Genomic DNA, 19,148 nt, shown 5'->3' with positions numbered 1-19,148 from the left:
TTATTTTTGCGCCATGAAGAATAAGTTTTTGATCGTTTCATCGGTTTTGGTTTTCTCCATTTTAGGCAGCCGCTGCGGTGGCGCAGATTGTGCAAGAACAGATTGCGGAAATCCGATTCTCCCTGCGTTTTCCTTCCGCTTGGTTGGAAGTACAGGTAATGATCTCATTGGTGGTGTGAAAAAGCGATATGATACAGCCAATGTAAAGATCTTTGCCAAGCGAACAAGCAGTGGTGCAGTTGAAAATATCAAACGTTCTTTCCAGGTGATTGCCGATACTAATTATATCACCGGGTTTACCGTTAACAAAGATTTTTCAACCTATTACCTTTCATTGAACAATACTGTTACTGATTCACTTCTCTTTGGTTATAATACAAGACAAACAGAATGCTGTGATAAGAGTTACTTTTCACTCAACAAATTCAATACAGCTGATCTTACGCCACCGTTAGCGTTACCACAGAACAGTTACCCGATCGTAAAATAAAAATGTTGCCGCATAAAAAAACCTCACAGCATGCTGTGAGGTTTTTTGTTTACTGGAAGAAATATTATTTCAGATCTTTTTGCAGCTTTTCATTTAAAGCTACATAATCATCATTCTTTGCTTCTTTCGCCAATTCAATTGACTTGTTAGAAACAGCAATTGCTTCTGCTTTTTTGCCAAGCTTAGCTAATGCACTTGCTTTTTGATAATACACCCAGAATGCTTTTGGATTTTGCTCAATAGCTTTATCAAACCAAACAATCGCTTGATTCAGATCTTTGCCATTGCTTGCGTAATATGATGCAGCAGCAAAATAAGGGCGGCTGTCGCTCTTCATAATGGTTTCGATCTGCTTCATTACTTTGCCATCAACATCTGTTGTAATAGGGAAAGAAACTAATGTTTTATCCCAAGCCATCATTACTTCGCAGCCATTGTCTTTGATGTTTTCAAAAGAAATACCAAAGGTTTCAAAGCTCCAGGGAAGTTGCATTGGTTTCGCCTTTACCCTTACAACATCCATATCCTGCTTGTAAGCAGCAGGTGATGTAACATCAGTTTGTTTGCTGATGATGATGGTCCATTCGCCAGCAGAAGGGATCGATAACAAGCCATATTTACCTGCAGGTACTTTTGTGCCACCAATCATTACTTCATCAGTAAAGGTTAAGGTAGTTGCTCCATTGGCACCTGTGCGCCATACTTTATCAAAAGGAACGAGATCGCCGAAAATTTTGCGTCCTTTCATGTTCGGACGGCTGTAAGAAAGTTCAATTGTTCCCAAGCCGAGTTCCTGTTTAACGCTTTGCGTTGTGGAAGGTTGTGGTGTTCTTAATTGCTGTGCTTCTGTCATTACAAGTGCGCCCATACAAAAGGCAACGAGAAGTAACTTTTTCATATAACAATATTATTTAGGACGCAAAGGTAGGGAGTTGCACGAAAGCCGGAAGAAGTATTGATAAATTGCCGAAAATCAAAATTGAACGGTAAACCGTGCCCGTTCTTTTTTGCCTGTTTTCGATTTCCATTTTGGCCCTTCTTTGATAATGCGGATGGCTTCGGTGTTACAGGTGCTGCAGTTGGAACGTTCCACTTTAAAATTGGCAATACTGCCATCGGGATTCACATCAAACGAAAGTTCTACTTCTTTTTGTAATTGCGTTTCGTTGAACCTGCGTTTGTCGTTGATATCAGGAGTCCGGAGATTATTTAGCACATAAGTTGAATATTTATCCCATCCGTCGGCTGGCTCACTTTCCATTTCTGTTACTTCTTCTTTCATCACCGAAGTGCGGTTACGGTTCCGCTCAAACAATTGATCCCGGGTGGGGGTGCCTGCAGTAACAGCCTCATCTTTCAATACAATTTTTTGTTGCTGGTTATTGCGTAACAACACATTTGCATTGCTGTAACCTACCGATCTTGTTTCAATAGATATAACAGAATCGGCAGCTACCATAGTGAAGTTACCTTTTGCATCGGCATAGGTTCCAACACGACTTTTTACTTCTGTAATATTTGCAAAGGGCAGGGGATTATTGTTTTCATCAACCACAACCCCGGTAAACTTATTGAGTGTTGGTAATTTAGTTTTTGCTTTTGTTTCTGAATCGGCAATGGAATAAGTAAAGGGTTCATTTTTCTTTTGAGCTGCAGCAGGTTTCGGTGTTGCGGGTGCAATAACAACTTCATTCAAAACCGGTGGAGCGGCAACTGCTTCCGATTTTGCAAAATCACTCTTATCCTCTGTTAAAGCAGCATTGTCTTTTACTTGCTTGCTTTTTTTAAGTGGTAAAACTTTTGGTGAAACCGTGATCACAGGTTGTGCATCATTTATTGCAACTGTAGTTGAATCAACAACTGTTTCTTTCAGTGCTGGAACGGTATCTTCTGCTTTCTGTTCCTTCACGGCAACTATTTCCGCTGGTGAGTTTTGGTTTTGATAACGGTAAAACAATACCGCCGTTAAAACAATAATTAGACCTGCTGCCACACTCATCCAAGGGCGAAAGAAGCCCGTGATCACTTTCCCATTTTCTTTTTTGGGATTGATTTTTGTTTTTAAATCGGCAAGATCAGCATCAATATTTCGTTCAGTAATTACAGATTGATAACCATCCACTGCATCGGCCAGCATCGGATCGTCCATCATGGCCCGTTCAAAGGCATGCATCTCGGCAGCATTCATTTGCCGTTTGAGGTAACGTTCAATATCGTGTGCGTTGTAATTGATCTTTTTACTTTTTACTGATAACTAAATACTATCGGCTGCTTTTTTCTCCATACAAAGTTTCAAATTTCTTCGTCCATTCTGTATATAACTTCTCACTTTATTCCATTCAATGCCCGTTTGTACAGTTATCTCGTCATAAGATTTGCCCTGCAGGTAAAACAAAGTAACACAGGTTTTTTGTTCTGCCGGCAGTTGTTCAAGGCATTTTTCCATGCTGTTAAGCTGTTCCTCCTTTTGCTCTACGGCATCTGGATGCATTAATTCGCCGCTTTGCATAAACGTTTCAGGAATTTCAACTGTATGATGACCTTTTTCTTTCCGTAGCTGCATGAGGCAATGGTTACGGCTGAGCGTGTATAACCAGCTTTTGAAATTACTCACTTCGTGCTGCTTCAGTTTAGCGATCAGCTCTTCATAAATATTGATCACGGCATCCTTCGCTGCTTCCGGGTCTTTCAGATACTTGAGGCAAATACCATAGATCAGGTCCATGTATCGCTGGTAAAGATTACTGAGCACATTCAAATCAGCATTTGCCCGGTACAGTTGTACCAGCTCTGCGTCAGTTAATGTGGTTTCATCTTTTGCCTTAATAAATGCCAAGCCAAACAGGTTGAGGCGGGAAGTTAGGTAAAAATATTTTTTGGAGATGTTGTGTAATTCTAAAAATGGCTGCATCCTATTCCCAAATCTTAACTTATGCGTTACATATTCACCACACTCGTTTTTATTGCTGCCATGTTCAGCACTGCATTTTATGAACCTGTACTTGTTACCGGTAAAGTAACAGACGAAACCGGCGCTGCATTAGCAGGCGTTTCAGTTACGGAGAAAGGACAAAAGAACGGAACTGCTACTGATGCCAACGGAAGCTTCAGTATAAAAGTGGCATCAGCAAAAAGTACATTGTTGTTTCAGTATGTTGGCTACGAAACTCAAGAAGTAAAACTGAATAGCCAGCAAACTGTGAACATTAAATTAAAACCATCAGTAGGAAAACTGGAAGAGGTGGTGGTGATTGGTTATGGAACAAAAAAGCGAAAAGAGTTGACTTATTCAACACCATCTGCAATTTATGGTTCAAGAGCACCAGGTTTATCAATGCATGATGCTGAAGTTTACAATACTGAAGACTACGATGGCATTACTGAAAACCGTTTCCGTAAAGTAACTGATGAACCACTATCTACTTTTTCCATTGATGTTGATGGTGCCTCTTACAGTAATGTTCGCCGCATGATCAACTATGGACAAATGCCTGCCGAAGGTGCAGTGCGTGTTGAAGAATTCATCAATTATTTCAAATACAACTATCCGCAGCCAACTGGTAACGATCCATTCAGCATCAATACTGAAATGAGTGCATGCCCCTGGAACAAAGAACATAAACTGGTGATGGTTGGTTTGCAGGGAAAAGAAATTGCTACAACAAATCTTCCTCCATCTAATCTTGTTTTTCTGATTGATGTAAGCGGATCAATGAGTGATGCAAATAAACTCCCCTTGGTGAAAGCGTCATTGAAATTATTGGTGGATCAATTGCGTGAACAGGATCATGTGGCAATCGTAGTTTATGCCGGCGCTGCCGGTTTGGTATTACCTTCTACAAATGGAATGCATAAAGAAAAAATTATGGCTGCCATTGATAAATTGGAAGCTGGTGGTTCCACAGCAGGTGGTGCAGGTATCAAGCTTGCTTACAATGTTGCTAAAGAACAATTCAAAAAAGGAGGAAATAACCGTGTGATCCTTTGTACCGATGGAGATTTCAATGTGGGCATGAGCAGCGATGATGCAATGGAACGCCTGATTGAAGAAGAACGCAAAAGCGGTGTATTCTTAACCGTGCTTGGTTATGGCATGGGTAATTACAAAGACAACAAAATGCAGAAGCTGGCGAATAAAGGCAATGGCAATCATGCTTACATCGATGGAATGAATGAAGCAAAGAAAGTATTGGTGAATGAATTTGGCGGCACCATGTTCACCATTGCAAAAGATGTAAAACTGCAGGTTGAATTTAACCCGGTATTGGTACAGGCTTACCGTTTGGTTGGTTACGAAAACCGTTTATTGAATAAAGAAGATTTCAATAACGACAAAAAAGATGCTGGTGAATTAGGAAGCGGACATACTGTTACAGCTTTATATGAAATTATTCCGGTGGGTGTTGAAAGTGATTTTATTGAAGATGTAGATGAATTGAAATACCAGCAACCAGCGAAGAATAAAAAAAGTGGATTGAAAAACGAAATCATGACCATTAAGTTCCGTTATAAAGAACCCGATGCAAATGAAAGTAAGCTGATGGTTCATCCGTTACTCGATGAAAAGATACCGTTTGAGAAAACATCAGAAAACTTCCGTTTTGCCACTGCTGTTGCACAGTTTGGTATGCTGTTACGCAACTCTGAATTTAAAGGCAATACCACGTATGAAAAAGTGATCCGCCAGGCCAATGCCGCTATTGGTGCGGATAAAGAGGGATATCGAACTGAATTTATCAAGCTTGTACAGAATGTGCAATCATTGGCAAAGAAACATACCAAGCGAGATGAAAGTGTAGTGATTGACTAATGCATCACCGGGTCTGGCCGCTTTTAGCGGCCTGGCCCTAATCCTCCAATAACACACAGTCTCTTTTTTATTCACCACTAAACCAAAACTGCTATGAGCGAAAAATTATACCTCAGTATTGCTGATCCCTGTCATGAAGACTGGAACAAAATGACGCCGGTTGAACAGGGACGATTCTGTTCTTCCTGTCAAAAGAATGTTGTTGATTTCACTATGCAAACAGATGAAGAGATCATTTCGTTCTTTAATAATTACAATGGTTCTGCCTGCGGCCGTTTTACCGATGACCAGTTAGACAGACCTATTCAGAAAATAGAATTGAAACCAGCTTCATCTTTCTTGAAATATGCAGCCGGTTTATTGTTACCAGCTTTTTTGTTTGCAACAAAAGCGAAGGGACAGTTTAAAGAGCAGGTGCCGAAACAGGCAAATAAGACAGTTTGTTTGCCATCATCGGAAACAGCTAAGGAACAAGTTATAGTAATTGGCGGGTATAGTACCTCAAGGCAACAAAAAATTTTATTTATTTCAGGAAGCGTAATTGATGAAATAACAAAAGAGCCATTGGCGGGTGTTTCAATTATGATAAAGGGCACGAACCAGGGAGTTGTAACAAACGAAAAAGGGCTCTATTCCATTTATCTTCCTTCAAAGAAATCGGAGCTCCAATTCAGCAGTATTGGTTATGAAATGAAAGAAATAAAAGCCAGTGAACTGAAAAGGGCGAATGAAGCTATAGTAAAAATGAAAGCGGCCACAGTTGACATGTTGGGTGTAATAGTAGTAGGGTATCAAACCCGAAGAATGGGAGGGATGACTGGCGCTGTTTCAATCATAACACGTAGCAGGGTTTCTATTTTAGATACATTGCTGCCGGCTAAAGTAAAAGTTTATCCCAATCCTGTTGCTGCAACAGGCACTATCAACATTTCATTCCCCGATGTTAAACCCGGGCAATACCAAATACGTTTATTGAATGCAACAGGACAATTGTTTTACAGTTTCCAAAAACAGATCAGCGGCAGAGGTGAAACAGAACAGATACACCTTAGTAGTAACATGACCGCAGGTATGTATGTGCTGCAGGTATTGGATGAGCAAAAGAAACTGGTACAGACAACAAAACTTTCAGTTCAATAAAAACGATACTCATGAAAAAATGTATGAGTTTAATCGGGTGGCTCTTGTTGGTTTGTCACTCGTTTAGCCAGGAGCAAATGTTTGCATTGCCGTCAGCAGCGCCAACTGCAGTTCAACAGATATTACAAGGTGGGCGTCCCGGCCCGGCATTAACTATTCGCATTAGATGTTCAAGAAGTATTAGCAGTAATAACATTCCATTGTATGTTGTTAATGGGGTATTGTATGAGTCCTCGGATATCGCTCAAATAAATCCGGCTGACATTCTCGAAATACAAATTTTGAAAACGCCAACAGCCGAATCAATTTATGGTTGCGTGCATTACATGGCGTAATCATCATTACAACCAAAAAAGCGTATCATCGAAAATTTGTTATTCGGGATGCTAAGACTTTGCTAACAGTAAGTAATGCAACAGTAGAAGCAAAGTCAGTAAAAACAGGTAAAGTGAGTTATTTTATTGCAGATGCTTACGGACGATTTGAAACAGATTCATTAAAGACAAATGATTATGACATAATCGTTTCATCGATTGGTTATAAAACCAGCAAGCTAAACTTAAAGAGTATTCTAAATAGTAAAAGTGAGATTAAATTAGAACCTCTGGATCAAAAAAATGAGATGCTATCAATTGCAAAAAGTGCTTTTTATGTTTATCCCAATCCTGTTTCACAATCTACTTCCATCAATATTTCGTTCTCTAACGTAAAATCCGGTCAATATCAAATCAGAATAATTAGCTCTTCAGGCCAATTGATTTCCAGTTTTCAAAAACAGGTCAGCGGTAAAGGCGAAACGGAGCAAATACATTTAAACGGCAAAACTCTGCCCGGTATGTACATCGTTCAGATAATAGATGAGCAAAAGAAGCTTATCCAAAGCAGTAAAATAGTTGTTCAATAAACAGCATAGGAAGAACACTTATAAACGGGCCGCTTTAGCGGCCTTCTTTCTTATCCACAAAAAATAAGTTTGGTTTGATATTTGCATTTTAGCTGATAACTCCCGCAAATCCTTTTTGTTGAACGATTTACCCCTGAATTGATCTGTAGCAATGAAACTTACATAAAGGAGAATTTATTATGAATGTTTATGTGATCCCGGGAACAATCTATTCCTTAAACACACCTGAATTGTTTTTAACCATCTTGCTGGCACTGGCAACAGGCTATCTGGCAAAACTCTTCTTCGATAAGTACCGTTCAAGAACTGGTATAAACGAAACTGAAGAGTTGCAACTTGAATTGGAAACATTGCAGAATAAATTCAGCTCAGAGATATTACGTAAAGAAGAAGCTGAATTGATGTTGCAGGATGAATTGAAAGCAGCAGAAAAAAGACATATGGAACTGCAGGTGCAGTATGCAAAAGCGTTAACACATATCGAGCAACTTCGGCAAGGCAATGTTATTGAAGGAGAAGATGTAGAAACAGAGGCTGGCCAACAAATATTACAGAATCTTCAGGATAAAATAGCAAGACAGGAGCGTAGTTTACTTGAGTTAGAACAACAATTACGCAATACCGAACAGGAAAAACTTCATGTAAACGAAGCATACGAGCAATTGAGGGAGAGCAACAGCTCAAAGGAGTTGTTGGTGGAGCAGTTTAACCACGATAAATTAAAGTTTGAAGAGCAGCTGCAGGAACAGCTTGCCGAAGCAGAAAAATTAAAAGAGCAGTTTGGTGTTGAACTCTCAGAAGCAAGATTGCAGGTTGAGCAACTGCAGCAACAGGTGTTGCTCGCCAAAACTACTGAACGGGAGCAGGCATTAGAAGAAGAAATTGAACGCTTAAAGCAACAACTGAATAATATAGCAGCAACAAATAATATAAATGAAGATATTCTTGTACAAAAGGCCGGCATTACTGCCACCCGCATTCATGCTACGCAAGTGGCAGAAAAAGTTGAAGAATTCAGAGATCATTTAACTGCAATACTGCGTGATACCTATTCGTATGAACAATTGCTTGCCAGCAATGAACGGTTAAATGAAAATATAGCAAGGTTGCAACAGGAAAAGCGAATGGTTGAAGAGGATATTGTGGAGTTGCAACACATAGCGAAAGAGAAGCAACAGCTGGAAGAACAATTTCAGTTGGTAAACTCATCGCTTGAACAAAAGGAGAATACCTGGAAAGAAAAATTACAGGCGTTTGAATCATCCCTTACGCTGATGAGTAAACAGGTTCACGAGAAAGAACAAACCATTGCAGAATTCATTCGTGAAAAAGACGAACTCTCTTTGCAGATTGAACTGTTACAGCATAAACTCAGTGAGCGTGAACAACTGTCGAAAGAAATGATCCTGGCCATGAAAGATATTGAAACAAGATTTGCTCATTTTAATCATGCAACTGCGGAGGCAGCTGTAGTAAATGGCGAAGGCGAAATGCAGTACCGTTAAGATTTTCTGATATCCCTTAATGATAAATATGTTGTTATTCAATACCGCTGAAATTTCAAAAGAGCTGCAAAACAAGTTAGGAGAAGAAGTGATCAGTTTGGCATCCCTGCAGGCAGCAGGCAGGGATGCCATTTTTATACATCCTTCTTATCAATTACAGGTATTTAATTTTCTTTTTTATGAAAAGCATTGGCGCTTCGACAGGCTTCATGATATGATCCTGATCTTTGAGCCCGGAACTATCAATAACAATTACCGGATGCAGTTTCAATTGGGCAGCCGTTATTATGCCAACAGGTTAGATATATCGATCCCGTTCACATTGCAGAATGGCAAACTTTATTCTACGAAACATTTGTATAGTTCGGCAGCAAAACTTGAAAAATTAATGGCTGAGATACACGGCATTGAATTTAAGCATCGCTCAACGGCTGTCGAGCGTATCAGGGAGCAAGTGAAAAGTTTACTGATGTTCTTGCCGGTTTAGATAGTGGTGTTATTTGTTTTTCTCTTTATTGATAATACCCAGTAAACCGTTCACCGGTTTATCCAGTGACAATTCCCAGAACATGATGCCGCCGAGTTGATGTTGTTTTACATAATTCACTTTTGCAGCAACAGACACTTCATCATCAAACGTGGCGAATGTGTTGTTTCGTTTATTATATGCATAGGGTGCCCGGGCCAAGCTATCCCTGAAATAAACAAAGCCACTGTCTTTATTTAATCGCTGGTCAAACTGGTTATATGAAATGAAGTGTTTAAAATTTCCATTCTGGTATAAACCGTTATTTACATCTTTTACATTTTCCCAGGTTCGTGCATAAAAAGCAGCACCAATAATAATTTTTTGCAGAGGCACATTGATCGATTTGAAATACCTGATCGCATTATCAGTTGATTGTTTCTGTTCGTTGTTTGAATAGAGTGGGGTGTGATGACCTGTAACAGTACTGAAGCCGCTTACAAGATCATAACTCATCAGGTTTACATAATTGATCACTGGCATTAAAGCCTGCCAGTCGATCGATTCCTGTAAAAATTTATCAAATCCGCCCGCAGCAAAACTAATGATTGCCTTTTTGCCCAATGACTTGCGAAGTGCCTGTACCAGCGAAGTGAAATTCGCCTTGTCTTCTTTTTTATATGCATGACCGGGATGTCCTTCAATAGCCGGGTATTCCCAATCGAGATCAATGCCATCTGCTTTAAAAAAAGCTAGTAGTTCTTTTGTTGATACCGCAAATTCATTTCTACCATCAGCAGTTGAAAACACATCAGAACATGGTGCACAACCTCCCCAGCCACCAAGTGATAACAACACTTTTAATTTTGGATTACGCTGTTTGAGTGATACAAGTTTTTGAATCCTGGCCGTATCTCTTGCATTGCTGATGTGTAACCGATTCCCTTTTAAATGTCCAAATGAAAAAATGATCTGTGTGAGTTCTTCAACATTGTATTTGTCAATCGCGTCAATACTTCCTGAATAATAAGCGATCACTTCCATCTTGCTGCCTTTTTGTGCTGCACAAAATGTAAAAGAAAAAAGGAGCAAGAATAGAGTGAAATAAATGCGTTGTTTCATCGCTTTAGTATTCGTAGTTTAATTAATTATTTCTTCCCAAAACCCGGGTGATATTTTTCCAGCGTTTTGCGGAGATACTCCCTGTCGAGATGGGTATAAATTTCAGTGGTGGTAATGCTTTCATGTCCCAGCATTTCCTGTACGGCACGCAGATCGGCACCACCTTCCACCAGATGCGTGGCAAATGAATGCCGGAAGGTATGTGGTGAAATATTTTTTGTAATACCCGCCTGTGCTGCCAGTTGCTTAATGATGAGGAAGATCATGACTCTTGTTAACTCGCTGCCATACCTGTTGAGGAAAACAAAATCTTCTTTTCCTTTTTTCGGCTGCACATGCACACGAATATCTTTTACATAAATCGTAATGTATTTAACGGCACTGCTGCCAATTGGCACTAAGCGTTCTTTATCGCCTTTGCCAATTACACGAATAAAGCCTACATCGAGATGAAGATTCGATAATTTTAAATTCACCACTTCACTTACACGCAAACCACAGCTGTACATTGTTTCAAGAATGGCTTTGTTACGCCCACCTTCCGGTTTACTGAGATCGATCTTGTTGATCATGCTTTCGATCTCTTCATAACTCAACGTATCGGGTAAACTTCGTTTCAGCTTTGGCGCTTCAAGCAATGCAGTAGGATCGGTTGTACTGATCTGTTCAAGCAAACAGTATTTATAAAATTGCCGGAGCCCGGAGATGATCCTTGCCTGGCTACCGGCACTCATGCCAAGTTCAGCTACCCACTTTGTAAATTGTTGCAGGTCTTTCAATACAAGCTCTGATGGGTTCTTCAGATCGTTTACAGTTTGCAGGTATTGTGTAAGCATTTCGACATCATGCAGGTAAGCTTCCACCGAGTTTTCACTCAGCGAACGTTCCAGTTGCAGGTAAGCTTTAAATCCTTTCTTATATGGATCCCACATATTACAAACACGGTTGAAGTTTGGAAGATAAGAAGATTTTAAAGTAAGAAAGTGGGTAGAATGGAAAGTCTGGAAGTCGGAAAGACGGAAAGATTGAGAGAGTCAAGAATGAGGTTCATTGCAGATTGCCTATTGCCCACTGCTTATTGCCAATTCAATCTTGCTAATTGCTTATTCTCCGTGGCCTATTGTTCATTGCCAATTGCTCATTATATTCGCTGCTTAATAATCAATCCCTGTATGCAATCATCGAAGCCCATGCACCTTCCTTTCTTTAAGCGTTTAATGAACACTAACCGTCGTCGGTTCCGTTATTTCCTTACCCGATTGGAAACAGTGAAACCAAAAGGTGTAGATAAAATTGCAAAGGAAATGGACAAAGAAGTGTGGGCAGAAACAGATTGTCTTGCATGTGCGAATTGTTGCAAAACAATGACCCCTACTTTCACCAAGCAGGATATTAAACGTATCTCTGCTCACTTCGATCAAACACCGGAAGAGTTTACCGCAAAGTGGTTGTACAAAGAACGCAGCACCGGTGATATAATGAACAAAAAGCAACCTTGCCAGTTCCTCAACTTAAAAGATAATAAGTGTTCTATTTACGAAATACGTCCTGTTGATTGTGCCACATTCCCTCATCACACCAAAAAGAATTTTACCGAGTGGGTGCATGTGTACAAACAGAATGTTGAGTATTGCCCTGCTACTTATAAATTGGTAGAAAAGATGATGGAGAAGATAGGGAAGGTTTAACTGGATTTCTGATTTAGGATGGCTGATGCAGGACTTTTTTAACGGTGAGTTAAAGACTTGTTACTTGAATCTTGTGCCTTGTCCCTTTGTAACTCATAAACCATTACTTCATCACCTTCATGGTCCATTGTCGTAATAAACCTGAAGCCGCATTTCAATAACACTTTCTGCGAGCCAATATTCTCAGCAACCGTTAATGCATGAACGCTCTCGTTCGGAATGGTACGGAATACATAATCAAACGAAGCCACTACTAACTCCGTTGCTAATCCTTTGCCGTGAAACGGTTTCAGCAACGCATATCCAAGATGAATGTTTTCGCTGTTATCAATTGACAGGAGTGAGAAGGAACCTGCAAAGCTGTTGTCGTCTTTTGTAAACACCGCAAAGCGGCCTAAACCGGGATGATCATTGTAGAATTTTAGATTTTCTTCCAGGAAAGCATCACTTTCTTCTTTACTCTTCGGTTCACGGATATACTGCATGATCTCTGCATCGCCATTCAATGCAAAGAAAATATCTGCATCATCCTTTGTGTAAGGCTGTACGTATAAGCGTTCTGATGTGAAAAGTATCATTACAAGTTGCTGCTGCTGTTAATTTGAAATCGTAATTCTGCAATCTGCAATTATCGCCAGGGTGTAAAATGTGCTTCGAGAGATCAGGTATGTCGTACTTCGTTCCTCGTACTTCCTACTTCTTCTTATCCCTCTTTATGTATCTCACTCGTAAAGTGAAACTCAATATCAGGATTGTTCTGACGCTCTGTATTTAAGAACCACTCACTTTGTGCGAGGTACACCAAATGCCCGTCTTTATCGGCTGCAATATTATTTGTTTTAAAACGGGTGAAATCATCCAGCTTCTTTTGATCCTTACTGGTGATCCAGCAGGCTTTGTAATAAGGCATAGCTCTGAACTCGGCACTGGCGCCATATTCCTGTAACAAACGGTATTGTATTACTTCAAACTGCAGTTCGCCCACACAACCAATGATCTTTTTATTACCGCCAAACTGTGTGAACAATTGTGCAACACCTTCATCAGTCAACTGTAACAAACCTTTCTCCAGTTGCTTTGTTTTCATAGGATCTTTATTCACCACTTCTTTAAACAACTCTGGTGAGAAAGAAGGAATGCCGGTGAAGTAAAAATCTTCACCTTCGGTCAAGGTATCACCAATCTTAAAATTACCGGTATCAAACAAACCAACCACATCACCGGGGTAAGCTTCTTCAATCACATCTTTCTGACGGGCCATGAACGAATAAGGATTGCTGAAACGTACATCCTTATCTAAACGCACATGATGAAAATATTTATTACGCTCAAACTTACCGCTGCACACACGCAGGAACGCAATACGGTCACGGTGTTTCGGATCAAGGTTGGCGTGGATCTTAAAAATAAATCCGCTGAATTTATCTTCCTGCACATCTAAATGACGGGTTGAAGTTTCACGGCTTTGCGGCAGAGGTGCAATGCGGATAAACGTATCTAGCATTTCCTTCACACCAAAATTATTTACGGCACTGCCAAAGAATACAGGTGCAACTTTTCCTTTCAGGTACTCAGCTGTATCAAGATCACCATACACACCATCCACCAGTTCCACATCTTCACGCAAGGTTTTGGCATCAATCTCGCCTACTTTTTCATCAAGTACAGTAGCAGAAAGATCTTTGATCTCTACCACATCTTCATCACTCGCTTTTGTATTGGGGGTAAACAGTACCAATGATTTTTTATCGAGATCATACACACCTTTGAAATCTTTGCCGCTGTTAATGGGCCATGTCATGGGGTGCAGATGCAGATTCAATTCTTTCTCCACTTCTTCCAGCAGATCAAAACGGTTCTTACCATCACGATCCATTTTGTTGATGAAAACGATCACCGGTGTATCACGCATCCGGCAAACTTCCATCAAACGACGGGTCTGATCTTCTACACCATTCACACTATCAATCACAAGAATAACACTGTCGACTGCCGTGAGCGTACGGTAAGTGTCTTCTGCAAAGTCTTTGTGACCAGGCGTATCCAACAGGTTAATAAGTGTGCCGTTGTATTCAAAGGTCATAACCGATGTAGCCACGGAGATACCACGCTGCCGTTCGATCTCCATAAAATCACTCGTTGCGTGTTTCTTGATCTTGTTGCTCTTTACGGCACCTGCCACCTGGATGGCACCGCCAAACAACAGCAACTTCTCAGTGAGCGTTGTTTTACCGGCATCCGGGTGAGAAATGATAGCGAATGTCCGTCGGCGATTGATTTCGTTTGTAAACTTCATAACTAAAGCTGCAAGCTTCAAGCTGTTCGCTGCAAGCCGGCAGGTATTGCTAATGGCTTGCGACGAAGGCTATCGGCTCTTTTTCAAGCCCGCAAAGGTAAGCCGCAGAGGGCTTCCATTTGTAACAATTTTCTTTGTGCATCGACAAATCACTATAAATTTGGGTATGCGTAAAACCTTCGAAATTTTCTGGAACAGCCTCCTTTTTGCCACTCAGGAGTTACGGAAGAACAAACTGCGGACTTTTTTAAGCCTGTTGGGTATTACGTTTGGTATTTTTTGCATCATCAGTGTAATGGCTACAGTGGGCAGCCTTGAGAGCAGTATTAAAAGCGAATTCAAATCGTTCGGCAATAACACAATTTATGTTCAGAAATGGCCATGGGGCGGCGGTGGCGAATACCCCTGGTGGAAATATGCAAACCGACCTAATTCGAAGTTTAAAGAAATGGCTCCTGTAAAGCAGCGAATGTCGCTGGCGAGTAATGTGGCTTATACCTATTTCAATGCATCTGCTATTGATTACAAAGATGTGTCGCTTTCGAGTGTGAGCTGGTATGGTGTTACTGAAGAGTTTAGTATAATTCAACCTGTTGAAATAGGGTGGGGACGTTATCTTTCAACCAATGAATTTGAATACGGTACTGCCAGTGTGGTGTTGGGATATAATGTTGCAGAAAAATTATTTGAAAAAGCAGAATACGCTTTAGGTAAAAATGTGGAGATAAAAGGACGTAAAGTAAATGTGATTGGTATTGTAAAAAAGCAGGGCCAAAACATGCTGGGTGGTTGGGATTTTGATAACGTAATTATTATTCCTTACCGTTTTGCCAGCCAGGTGGGTAACGAAAGCCGCAGTGATGGTTTTATGATCGTGAAAGGAAAAGAAAATGTACCAACCGAAGACATGAAGAATGAGTTACGTGGTGTAATGCGTAGTGTGCGTAAACTCAATCCTAAACAGGAAGATAATTTTGCTTTGAACGATGTTAGCAGTGGTGCCACACAGATCACTTCTATTTTTAATGGTATGACCATTGGTGGTATTGCTATTACAATTCTCTCGTTTATTGTCGGCATTTTTGGCGTGGCCAATATCATGTTCGTAACTGTTCGTGAGCGCACAAGTATTATTGGTTTGAAAAAAGCAATAGGTGCTAAACGCAGAACAATTCTTGCCGAGTTCCTGATGGAAAGTGCATTCCTTTGTGTGCTGGGTGGTATCATCGGACTTGCACTCGTGTTTGGATTAACATTTATCCTTTCAGCCGTATTTAAATTCAAAGTATTTATCTCTATCGGTTTATTTCTTGGAGCTGTTGCTGTATGCATCTTCACAGGCATATTGGCGGGTATTATTCCTGCATTTATTGCAGCAAAGATGGATCCGGTGGTGGCGATAAGGAGTAAGTAAAATGAGAAATGAATGATGAATGGTCAGGTTGCTGTAATTTTACATTTCCCATTTTTAATTATTAATTCTTCATTCCTGTTTTGATCACAATTCTCGCTATTGAATCTTCCTGCGATGAAACATCAGCATCAGTTTGTCGTGACGGTGTTATTCTTTCAAATGTAATTGCCACACAGGCTGTGCATGAGCAATACGGCGGTGTTGTGCCTGAATTAGCGAGCCGTGCACATATGCAGAATATTGTTCCTGTTGTTGATGAAGCGTTGAAGAAAGCAGGTATCGAAAAAACTGAACTCAGCGCTGTTGCGTTTACGCAAGCCCCGGGTTTGATCGGTTCGTTGTTGGTGGGTGCTCAGTTTGCCAAATCACTTTCACTTGCGTTGGATATTCCATTGATCGCTGTGCATCATATGCAGGCGCATGTACTGGCGAATTTAATTCCGGAAGAAAAACCTTCCTTTCCCTTTCTCTGTTTAACAGTTAGTGGCGGACATACGCAAATTGTTTTGTGCGAAAGTGCTACGCAAATGAAAGTGTTGGGCGAAACGATTGATGATGCTGCAGGCGAAGCATTTGATAAAACAGCGAAGTTGCTGGGGCTTCCTTACCCTGGTGGGCCGTTGATCGATAAGTATGCACAACTCGGAAATCCTGATCGGTTCAAATTTCCTGAACCGCAAATTCCTGAACTTAATTTCAGTTTCAGTGGATTGAAAACATCTATTCTTTATTTCCTGCGCAATGCAGGAACAAGCCTTGTTTACAAGGAAGAGTTTTTGGCAAGTGAAGAACAACAAAGGCAGTTCATTGCCGAAAACCTCAATGATATTTGTGCTTCCGTTCAGCAACGTATTATTTCGATCTTACTCAACAAACTGAAAAAGGCATCGCAGCAAACAGGCATCAAACAAATTTGTTTGGCAGGTGGAGTGAGTGCCAACAGCGGATTACGTAAAGCCTTTACTGAAATGGGCGAGAAGTATCATTGGAAAACGTTTATCCCTTCATTTGAATATTGTACCGATAATGCAGGCATGATCGCTATTACAGGTTATCACAAGTTCCTGGCGAATGATTTTGCATCGTTGAGTGTGCAGCCGAGTGCAAGGGCGGAATGGTAGTTTTAGTTAGCCTTTAGCCGATAGTTGTTAGTCGTAGTCCGATACTCATCACTCATTATTCATCATTCATGCCCAATAATTATTTTCAATTCAAACAATTTACAGTTCAGCAGGAAAAAGCTGCGTTGAAAGTGAGCACCGATAGTTGTTTGTTTGGGGCGTGGATTGCCGGGGAAGTACGAAGTAAGAAGTACGAGGTACGAAGTGGATCAAACACACTCACCACTCACCATTCACCACTCACTATTCTTGATATTGGTGCAGGTACTGGATTGTTAATGCTAATGCTTGCTCAAAAGTATGATGCATTGATCGATGGAATTGAAATTGATGAACCATCCTATCAACAAGCAGAAGAAAATATTGAAGCTTCAATTTGGAAAGAGCGATTGCAGCTTTTCCATGCTGATGTAAAACAATTCAGCTTCTCAAAAAAATATGATCTTATCATTTCTAATCCTCCTTTTTATGAAGGTGATTTGAAATCAGGTACTGCAAACAGAAATGTAGCAATGCATGATGAAGGCTTAAAGCTGGATGAATTGATCAGGATTGTGAATGATAATTTAACAGATGATGGAAGCTTTGCTGTGTTGCTTCCTTATGTGCGTACAGAGCGGATGATTGAATTAGCCGAAGGGTATAATCTGCATCTCCGTACTCATATACAGGTAAAGCAAACAGTTAAGCATGGTTACTTTAGATCAATGCTGTTGTTTAGTAAAACGACAACAGAACCTGTTGTTGAAGAACTTGCTGTTAAAGACGAAAACAATGAATACACAACTCAATTTGTGAATTTGCTGAAGGACTATTATTTGTATCTGTAACTATTTCGGTCAGACACCTGCATATTCTTTCAAATAACTGTATTCCTCCATCAAGATACCTTTTCTCAACATCGTTGCACGATCTAAAATAGTGGAACTACCTTTCACCAGATCTTCCAACACATATTTAATGAGTTGTTCACCAAAATAACGGGAAGCATCTCTTGGTAACTCATTCGGCAAATTACCAACAGCCATCACATCAACCGAAGTAGGTAAGTAGGGAGCCGTTTTCTGCAATGTAATTTTATCAACTCCGTAAACTGGATCTGCAATGGTTGAATCGCCAATGTTGATCGGAATAGAACCGCCTGTATCGTTTGTAATATCCGCAATGGTCTGGATATTGAACGATGCATTCCGAAACTCATCCAACGAAAACAACGACGGAATGGTTTTATCCCAATACACCCCGTTCAGTAAAATATCAGTTTGCTTTACAAAAGGTGAGAAGCTGCATTTGTACTCTTCGGGATGTTCATGAAAGTTATCACGGTTATACGTGCCATCGTCTTTTCGTTCGTACAGATCACGGCCTTTCAAATGCACATATACCGGGTATTCGTATTGACGATGTAAATAATCGAACGGCTCCACCTCATTAACTCCTAACAGGTTCATGATCTCAAGTAAGCCATGTGCTACACGGCCGCTGCCTGTTATGGCGATTTTGATCTTCGGTAATTTCAATCCAAAATAAGTATGGATGAGTTGACGGTAATCACGCACATCACCTACACGTCCTAACTTGAATGCACCGGTGCGATTGCCAAACGCCATCATGCCATTATGAGCGCCCACCACACCTGCAAAAAAACCAAAGCCAATGATACGTTGTCCGTCATCATGCGTCAAGCATTCGTAATCGATGAGGGTGATCTTTTTCTCTACCATTGTCTGCATCAGTTTTTGATTATGCAGCTGGGCTTTTTTGGTATGCGAAAAGAAGAGATATGTTTTGTTGGGAATCAGTTGTTCAACCGGTACTTCTTTGATACCGAACAATACATCGCAGTGGCTCATGTCTTCAATCACTTCAATTCCTGCTGAGCGGTATTCTTTATCGGTAAAACAGCGCTGAGGCGAGGATTGCACCACAATTTTTACTGCGGCAGCATTTTTATGAATCCATTTGCATTGGGCAGGGGTAAGTGCCACACGGTTGTCGGCGGGTGTTTTTCCTTCTCTGATAAGTCCTATCGTAAGCATTTCAATCGTTTAAGGGCTTGCAATATAAGATTTAAGAAAAAGGATAAGGCATAAAAAATTTCATACGAAAGCAAAGATTCTGTAATATTGCAGCCCCAAAGGAAAGCCTCACTGTTTCGGTGACAAACTTGAGCTTGCGGGATAAGTTCTTTA

At 40.5% G+C, this 19,148-nt stretch carries 19 protein-coding genes; 11 read left to right on the top strand and 8 right to left on the bottom strand.

Features of this window, described 5'->3' with window-relative positions; all coding sequences use genetic code 11:
- The first annotated feature begins 13 nt into the window (after window positions 1–13).
- Window positions 14–490 carry a hypothetical protein gene (locus H4075_RS12915; RefSeq protein WP_182801255.1) on the top strand — a complete coding sequence of 159 codons (477 nt, stop codon included), beginning with the start codon at window positions 14–16 and terminating at the stop codon, window positions 488–490.
- A 64-nt stretch (window positions 491–554) separates the two neighbouring features.
- Here the strand turns inward: H4075_RS12915 and H4075_RS12910 are convergent, their stop codons facing one another.
- The 3 genes from H4075_RS12910 to H4075_RS12900 form a co-directional block, all read right to left on the bottom strand.
- Window positions 555–1,388, bottom strand: a complete 834-nt coding sequence (locus H4075_RS12910) for a DUF2911 domain-containing protein (protein WP_182801254.1) — start codon at window positions 1,386–1,388, stop codon at window positions 555–557.
- 75 nt (window positions 1,389–1,463) lie between these two features.
- Window positions 1,464–2,678: a carboxypeptidase-like regulatory domain-containing protein gene (locus H4075_RS12905; RefSeq protein WP_182801253.1), complete on the bottom strand. Its 1,215-nt coding sequence runs from the start codon at window positions 2,676–2,678 to the stop codon at window positions 1,464–1,466.
- Window positions 2,679–2,744: 66 nt separating this feature from the next.
- The gene (locus H4075_RS12900; RefSeq protein WP_255460188.1) at window positions 2,745–3,326 is read right to left on the bottom strand and encodes an RNA polymerase sigma factor; all 582 of its coding nucleotides are present in this window, start codon (window positions 3,324–3,326) and stop codon (window positions 2,745–2,747) included.
- 96 nt (window positions 3,327–3,422) lie between these two features.
- On the opposite strand from H4075_RS12900, the gene H4075_RS12895 reads away from it, so the two are divergent.
- From H4075_RS12895 to H4075_RS12870, 6 genes are all read left to right on the top strand, one after another.
- Window positions 3,423–5,300, top strand: coding sequence for a vWA domain-containing protein (locus H4075_RS12895; protein WP_182801251.1), 1,878 nt, complete (start codon window positions 3,423–3,425; stop codon window positions 5,298–5,300).
- Between the two features lie 93 nt (window positions 5,301–5,393).
- Window positions 5,394–6,440, top strand: coding sequence for a carboxypeptidase-like regulatory domain-containing protein (locus H4075_RS12890; RefSeq protein ID WP_182801250.1), 1,047 nt, complete (start codon window positions 5,394–5,396; stop codon window positions 6,438–6,440).
- A gap of 11 nt (window positions 6,441–6,451) precedes the next feature.
- On the top strand, window positions 6,452–6,775 hold the full coding sequence (locus H4075_RS12885; protein WP_182801249.1) for a hypothetical protein: 324 nt from the start codon (window positions 6,452–6,454) through the stop codon (window positions 6,773–6,775).
- Window positions 6,754–7,344, top strand: coding sequence for a T9SS type A sorting domain-containing protein (locus tag H4075_RS12880; RefSeq protein ID WP_182801248.1), 591 nt, complete (start codon window positions 6,754–6,756; stop codon window positions 7,342–7,344). Before H4075_RS12885 ends, H4075_RS12880 begins: the two co-directional genes overlap by 22 nt.
- Window positions 7,345–7,574: 230 nt before the next feature.
- Window positions 7,575–8,849: a coiled-coil domain-containing protein gene (locus H4075_RS12875; RefSeq protein WP_182801247.1), complete on the top strand. Its 1,275-nt coding sequence runs from the start codon at window positions 7,575–7,577 to the stop codon at window positions 8,847–8,849.
- A 28-nt stretch (window positions 8,850–8,877) separates the two neighbouring features.
- Complete coding sequence (locus tag H4075_RS12870) at window positions 8,878–9,336, top strand: hypothetical protein (RefSeq protein ID WP_182801246.1); 459 nt, start codon at window positions 8,878–8,880, stop codon at window positions 9,334–9,336.
- A 9-nt stretch (window positions 9,337–9,345) separates the two neighbouring features.
- On the opposite strand, the gene H4075_RS12865 is transcribed toward H4075_RS12870, so the two are convergent.
- Window positions 9,346–10,437 (bottom strand): glycoside hydrolase family 18 protein, encoded by a 1,092-nt coding sequence (locus H4075_RS12865; protein WP_182801245.1) that lies wholly within the window; start codon window positions 10,435–10,437, stop codon window positions 9,346–9,348.
- 26 nt (window positions 10,438–10,463) lie between these two features.
- On the bottom strand, window positions 10,464–11,369 hold the full coding sequence (gene xerD / locus H4075_RS12860; protein ID WP_182801244.1) for a site-specific tyrosine recombinase XerD: 906 nt from the start codon (window positions 11,367–11,369) through the stop codon (window positions 10,464–10,466).
- A gap of 240 nt (window positions 11,370–11,609) precedes the next feature.
- Between xerD and H4075_RS12855 the strand changes: the two genes are divergently transcribed.
- Window positions 11,610–12,125, top strand: coding sequence for a YkgJ family cysteine cluster protein (locus H4075_RS12855; protein ID WP_182801243.1), 516 nt, complete (start codon window positions 11,610–11,612; stop codon window positions 12,123–12,125).
- 38 nt (window positions 12,126–12,163) lie between these two features.
- Here H4075_RS12855 and H4075_RS12850 read toward each other — a convergent pair whose 3' ends face one another.
- Together H4075_RS12850 and H4075_RS12845 are read right to left on the bottom strand one after the other, a co-directional pair.
- A complete protein-coding gene (locus tag H4075_RS12850) occupies window positions 12,164–12,703 on the bottom strand; it encodes a GNAT family N-acetyltransferase (protein WP_182801242.1) in 540 nt (179 codons plus the stop codon).
- 125 nt (window positions 12,704–12,828) lie between these two features.
- Window positions 12,829–14,421 (bottom strand): peptide chain release factor 3, encoded by a 1,593-nt coding sequence (locus tag H4075_RS12845; RefSeq protein ID WP_182801241.1) that lies wholly within the window; start codon window positions 14,419–14,421, stop codon window positions 12,829–12,831.
- Window positions 14,422–14,587: 166 nt separating this feature from the next.
- Between H4075_RS12845 and H4075_RS12840 the strand changes: the two genes are divergently transcribed.
- The 3 genes from H4075_RS12840 (at window position 14,588) to H4075_RS12830 (ending at window position 17,786) form a co-directional block, all read left to right on the top strand.
- Window positions 14,588–15,835 carry an ABC transporter permease gene (locus tag H4075_RS12840; protein ID WP_182801240.1) on the top strand — a complete coding sequence of 416 codons (1,248 nt, stop codon included), beginning with the start codon at window positions 14,588–14,590 and terminating at the stop codon, window positions 15,833–15,835.
- 80 nt (window positions 15,836–15,915) lie between these two features.
- The gene (tsaD, locus tag H4075_RS12835; protein ID WP_182801239.1) at window positions 15,916–16,956 is read left to right on the top strand and encodes a tRNA (adenosine(37)-N6)-threonylcarbamoyltransferase complex transferase subunit TsaD; all 1,041 of its coding nucleotides are present in this window, start codon (window positions 15,916–15,918) and stop codon (window positions 16,954–16,956) included.
- A gap of 68 nt (window positions 16,957–17,024) precedes the next feature.
- On the top strand, window positions 17,025–17,786 hold the full coding sequence (locus H4075_RS12830) for a tRNA1(Val) (adenine(37)-N6)-methyltransferase (RefSeq protein ID WP_182801238.1): 762 nt from the start codon (window positions 17,025–17,027) through the stop codon (window positions 17,784–17,786).
- A gap of 9 nt (window positions 17,787–17,795) precedes the next feature.
- Here the strand turns inward: H4075_RS12830 and H4075_RS12825 are convergent, their stop codons facing one another.
- Window positions 17,796–18,995 carry an NAD(P)-dependent oxidoreductase gene (locus H4075_RS12825; protein WP_182801237.1) on the bottom strand — a complete coding sequence of 400 codons (1,200 nt, stop codon included), beginning with the start codon at window positions 18,993–18,995 and terminating at the stop codon, window positions 17,796–17,798.
- Between the last annotated feature and the right edge of the window lie 153 nt (window positions 18,996–19,148).

It is taken from the genome of Lacibacter sediminis (assembly GCF_014168535.1).
GTDB lineage: Bacteria > Bacteroidota > Bacteroidia > Chitinophagales > Chitinophagaceae > Lacibacter > Lacibacter sediminis.
This window is presented reverse-complemented; position numbering and strand designations above follow the sequence as displayed.